The following is a 5070-nucleotide window of genomic DNA, read 5'->3' on the forward strand; positions in this document are numbered from 1 at the left end:
GTATTCGGCGGTGCCGTCACGCCGACCAGCGCCACTCCCCAGGACCAGCCCAAATGGCAGGGCTGGCGGCGCTGGCTGCGCGGGCAACCCCAGCAGCTGGCCGCAACCGGTGCAGCGTCAGGTGGACTGTCCGTAGGCGACTTGACGGTGGCCGAGATCGAAACCCTGCTCTCCGATCTCGCCGACAAGCTCCAGACCTTGCGCGCGGAATTGGACGCCGAGAAGGCCGCGCCCGGGGCTCTGGAAGCGACGGCGCCTGCCGAGGCCGTCCCCGCCGCGGCACCGGCAACCGAGACGCCGACGGAGGAAGCACCGGCAGACGCCGCCGACGAGCAGCCCGCCGAGCCGACGCCCGCCGCCACCGAGCCGACAGCGACGGCTGCCGCCGACCAACAGCCGGCCGAAGCCGAAGCCGACAGCGATGCCGTGGCCGCAGAAACCGCGGCCGTTGCAGAGGACAGCGACGCCACGGAGGCGCACGCCGAGGCCCTGGCCGCAGAGATCGATACACTGCGCGCCGAGCTCGAGGCCAAGACCACAAAGCTCGCAGATGCCGCCGCCACTGCCGACGAGCTGGACGCGGCGGAAGCACAGATCGTTGCGATGCAGGCACGGCTGGATCAGGAAACCACTGCGCTGGAACAGCAGCTCGATGTGGTCCGCGAGCAGCGCGACGCCGTTGCGGAGGCCCTGCGCGACGAGCACGCGGACGCCATGGATGCCGCCGCCGACCGCCTCACGGCCATGCAGGCCCGCATCGATCAACAGCGCACCGCACTGAGCCAACAGCTCGAGGTCGTCCGCGAACAGCGCGACGCCGCCCGGGCAGAGGCGGAGCAGCGCGTGGCCGAGGCACAGCACGCCGCAGCCATCGCCGACGCCGAGCGCCAAATCAGCGCCATCGAGGCCCGTCTGAATCAGCAGACCCACGCGCTGAACCAACAGCTGGACGTGGTCCGCACCCAGCGGGACGACCTGGCAGAGCGCATCCCCGCCGACGAGCACCATGACGCCCTGGACGCCGCCGAAGAGGCGCTGACGGCCATGGACGCGCGTCTGCAGCAGCAGACCCATGCCTTGGACCAGCAGCTGGAAGTGGTCCGCGCACAGCGTGACGCCGCCAAGACCGACCTGGCAGCGCGCATCCCCGCGGACGAGCACTACGCAGCGGTCGAGTCGCTGCAAGCCCGTCTCGCTGCCATCCAGGCGCGCCTCGACCAGAACCGGCACGCGCTGGAGCAGCAGCTCGACGTCGTGCGGGCGCAGCGCGACGGCATGGCGAGAGCGGCCGAGGCGCGCATCGCTGCGCTGGAGCGCGAGCACGCCAAGGCGATGGATGCGCTGCAGGATCGCATTGCCGCCGGCGATGCCCGCCAAGCACAGGAGCGGGGGGGCCGGGCGGGTGAGGGTGTGGTGGGGCGGGGGCGTGGGGCCGCCGCCAAGGCCGCGGCGGGTGAGGAAATTGACGGGCGGAACCACGGGTTGGCTGGGACCCGGGGGGGCCTGGGCACCGCCCGCGGTGAGGTGGAAGCCACCGAAGAGGCCCTGGCCGAGGCCCGGGACGGGGCCGCTCAGGCGCAGGCGCTCACCGACACCGCGGCAGCGCTCGGCGGAGAGGTCACCGACGAGGGTATCGTCGTCAACCTCGGCGGCGACCGGCTGCGCTTCGCGAGCGGCAGTGCCGCACTGCCCGACGCGGAACTGCCAGATCTGGACCGCGCCGCCGAGCTGCTGTCGGAGCGCCCCGAGCTCACGGTGCGCATCGAGGGGCACACCGACAGCGTCGGCAGCCGCGCCATGAACCAGTCGCTTTCGCAACAGCGAGCGGAGGCTGTCATGGCAGCATTGGTTGAGCGCGGGATCGATCCATCGCGGCTCACCGCCGAAGGCGTCGGCCCGGACCGGCCCATCGCCACCAATGCCACGGCGGCCGGGCGCAGCCAGAACCGCCGAGTGGAGATCTACGTCACGGCCAACGAACAGGTGGCAACGGGCGCTGCGAACTGAGCACCCGGCACTCGCCACCACCACGCCGGCCCCGGCATGCCGACTGCCTGCCGGGGCCGCACACACCTCCCGCCTGAGAACACCCGGACGCTCGCGAGAGCGCTCCGGGTTTTTGTGTTGATCCGCTACGAGAGCATTGCCGCCGGCGTCGCCGCCCGATCGCTTTCTACTGACTGCATCGGCGATTCGAGGATCACATCACCGCCGACGCGGCCCTCCCAACAGCGAGCCCAGCGTGCCCCGCGCGAGCTGCCGGCCGATTTGCGTGCCGAGCGAGCGCATGGCGGTCACGGCAAAGGCCTCGAGCGGCGTCTGCCGAGCGCTGCCGCCGCGGCTGCGGCTCGCTGCCGGTGGCGGCTGCACGGCAGCGGCCTCTGCGGCCAACGCCGCCTGCTCGGCCATGAGCTTGAGCGTCTCGTACGCAGAGTCCCGGTCCACCGCCCGGTCGTAGACGCCCGCCACCGGCGACGCCGATAACAGCGCCTGACGCTCGGCGGCGCTGATGGGGCCGAGCCGGCTGCCCGGCGGGGCCACCTTGATCCGCTCGACAATGCCCGGGATGCCGTCGGCGTCCAGCGTGGAGGCTAGAGCCTCGCCCACACCCAACGCTGTGATGGCGGCCTCGGTGTCCAAATCCGGGTTCTGCCGAAAGGTCTGCGCCGCCGCGCGCACGGCCTTCTGGTCCCGCGGCGTAAAGGCGCGCAGCGCATGCTGCACCCGGTTGCCGAGCTGCCCCAGCACGCTGTCCGGCACGTCCATCGGATTCTGCGTGACGAAGTAGACGCCCACCCCCTTGGAGCGGATGAGCCGCACCACCTGCTCCACCTTGTCGATGAGCACGTCCGGGGCATCGTCGAAGAGCAGGTGCGCCTCGTCGAAAAAGAACACCAGCACCGGCTTGTCCGGATCGCCCAGCTCCGGGAGCTGCTCGAACAGCTCGGAGAGCAGCCACAGCAAAAAAGTGGCGTAGAGCTGGGGGCTTCGGATCAGCTTGTCCGCCGCCAGCACGTTCACCATGCCCTGGCCCGCGGCGTCGCGCCGCATCAGGTCCGCCAAATCCAGCGCGGGCTCGCCGAACAGCAGATCGCCGCCCTGGTTCTCCAGCGTCAGCAGCCTGCGCTGGATGGCGCCCACGGATGCTGAAGAGACATTGCCGAAGGTGGTCTTGAGCGACGCTGCGTTGTCGGCGACGTGGTTCAGCATAGCCCGCAGGTCCTTCAGGTCCAGCAGCAGCAGCCCGTTGTCGTCCGCGACGCGGAAGCAGATGTTGAGCACCCCTTCCTGGACGTCGTTCAGCTCCAGCAGCCGCGACAGCAACAACGGCCCCATCTCGCTGATGGTGGTGCGCACCGGGTGGCCCTGCTCGCCGTACAGATCCCAGCAGGTCACCGGGCACGGGGCGTAGGCAAAGCCCTCCTCCGCCGCCAGGTCCATCTCCGCTACCCGCTCGGCCACCTTGTCGTTGCCGCCGCCTGCCTGGCTGATACCGGCCAGATCACCCTTCACATCCGCGACGAACACCGGCACACCGGTGCGGCTGAAGCGCTCGGCCAGACGCTGCAGCGTGACCGTCTTGCCCGTACCGGTCGCGCCCGCGACGAGCCCGTGACGGTTCGCCATATCGGGGCGAATCAGCACCGGCTGCTCGCCCTTGCCCACCAGAATGCCGTCTGTCATCGCCTGCCCCCTTGCTCTAGGCACGTCAATCGGGCCCAAAAGCCCGCTGCGGCCGCAGTATGTTGCCGCCCGCTGCACGCGGCAAGCCCAGCCCAGCCGCCGGTCCAGCCCACGCCCTGCAGTTGCCCCCCTCCCGGGCACTCACGGACAATGCCGCACACTCATTCGGCCCGGAGGCCACAAGCCCATGTTCTACGCCGTCGACGAGGGTCAGCGCCGCAAAGGCCGGGCGCCGCACGAGCTGGCCATGATCAACCTGCTGCTGTTCAACCTGCTGATCGGCGTCGCGCTGCTGGCCGGCTCCATGGCCGAGCCGGACTCCCTCATCCATAAGCTCAAATGGCCGGCGGTGGCCCTGCCCTTGGCCGCCTCCCTGGTGGTGATGGTCATCACCTGGGTGCGGGCGTCGCGCGGCGCGAAGCACGCGCCCTGGTTTGCCGCCGCCCACTGGCGGCTCGCGGCCGGACGCTGGCGCATCCTGCTGCTGGCCTATGTGATCAGCGCCGGCGTCGTGAGCCTGGCCTTTCTCGGCGGCGACGGGGACACCACAGCCTTCGAAGCGCGCATCGCAGACCTGCCGCCGGCCATGCAGGCCATGGAGCGCCGCAAGGCCGCCTCGCAGGACATGGGGACCGCCATTTGGGCGCGCATCGGCGTGGTGCCGCTGCTGCTCACCGTGATGACGCTGATCATGCTGGAGTCCGGCGCGCTCTACCAAGCCGGCCGCGGCGAGGTGCCGGACAGCGTCACCAAACGCTTCCCGCCGCCTTTGGACCTGAAGGGCTTCGACAGCCCGGCCGATCGCGATGCGGCCAATGCAGGCAGTTGAGTGGGGCTGAGGCGGAGCCTCGCTAACCCTTGTCGGGGTTGATCGTGATGCCGTGCTAGCGCAGGTGGTCAACGACTGACTGTTCACCGGCACGCGTTCGCGTGGCTGCCGCCTGATACCACGCATGGCTTCTAACCCGATCCCGCGCAGCCATCGAAGTGATCCACCCACTAGGCCTCGGCCGGCTACAATGCGCGCCGCCACGCCGGAGCCATCCGGCAACACCACTGATCGCAACTGTCACGAGGAGTCGACCATGACCACAGGTACTGCGCGCACCATCGCCGCCGCCGCGCTGGCGGCATCGCTGGCTGCCTTCAGCGCCCATGCCGCCGATGAGAATCCCCGCGTCGAAATGGAAGTGCGCATCGGCGAGGAGCCCGCCGGCACCATCGTGCTGGAGCTGTTCAAGGACGTCACGCCGAAAACCGCGGAAAACTTCCGCGTGCTGTGCACCGGCGAGCAGGGGGAGGACATGGCCTACGCCGGCAGCCCGTTCCACCGCATCATCCCGGGCTTCATGATCCAGGGCGGCGACTTCACCAACGGCAACGGCA

At 70.0% G+C, this 5070-nt stretch carries 4 protein-coding genes; 3 read left to right on the forward strand and 1 reads right to left on the reverse strand.

Annotated features, from left to right (window positions below; all coding sequences use genetic code 11):
* The coding region (locus tag I6U14_RS09220; protein WP_296898684.1) for an OmpA family protein at positions 1-2007 on the forward strand (2007 nt) is incomplete at its 5' end.
* Positions 2008-2205: 198 nt separating this feature from the next.
* Here the strand turns inward: I6U14_RS09220 and I6U14_RS09225 are convergent.
* Complete coding sequence (locus I6U14_RS09225; protein WP_296898686.1) at positions 2206-3684, reverse strand: helicase HerA-like domain-containing protein; 1479 nt, start codon at positions 3682-3684, stop codon at positions 2206-2208.
* A gap of 187 nt (positions 3685-3871) precedes the next feature.
* On the opposite strand from I6U14_RS09225, the gene I6U14_RS09230 reads away from it, so the two are divergent.
* Both I6U14_RS09230 and I6U14_RS09235 read left to right on the forward strand, forming a co-directional pair.
* The gene (locus I6U14_RS09230; RefSeq protein ID WP_296898688.1) at positions 3872-4513 is read left to right on the forward strand and encodes a hypothetical protein; all 642 of its coding nucleotides are present in this window, start codon (positions 3872-3874) and stop codon (positions 4511-4513) included.
* A gap of 256 nt (positions 4514-4769) precedes the next feature.
* Positions 4770-5070 (forward strand): peptidylprolyl isomerase (locus I6U14_RS09235; RefSeq protein ID WP_296898689.1); only part of this gene is annotated, 301 nt, incomplete at its 3' end.

The sequence above is a fragment of the Thiohalocapsa sp. genome (genome assembly GCF_019695415.1).
In the GTDB taxonomy this organism is placed as follows: domain Bacteria; phylum Pseudomonadota; class Gammaproteobacteria; order Chromatiales; family Chromatiaceae; genus Thiohalocapsa.

Bases quoted from the DNA above. Each gene is read 5' to 3' on its own strand.
- I6U14_RS09230 (WP_296898688.1), top strand. From the start codon at position 3,872: ATGTTCTACGCCGTCGACGAGGGTCAGCGCCGCAAAGGCCGGGCGCCG.
- I6U14_RS09225 (WP_296898686.1), bottom strand. From the start codon at position 3,684: ATGACAGACGGCATTCTGGTGGGCAAGGGCGAGCAGCCGGTGCTGATT.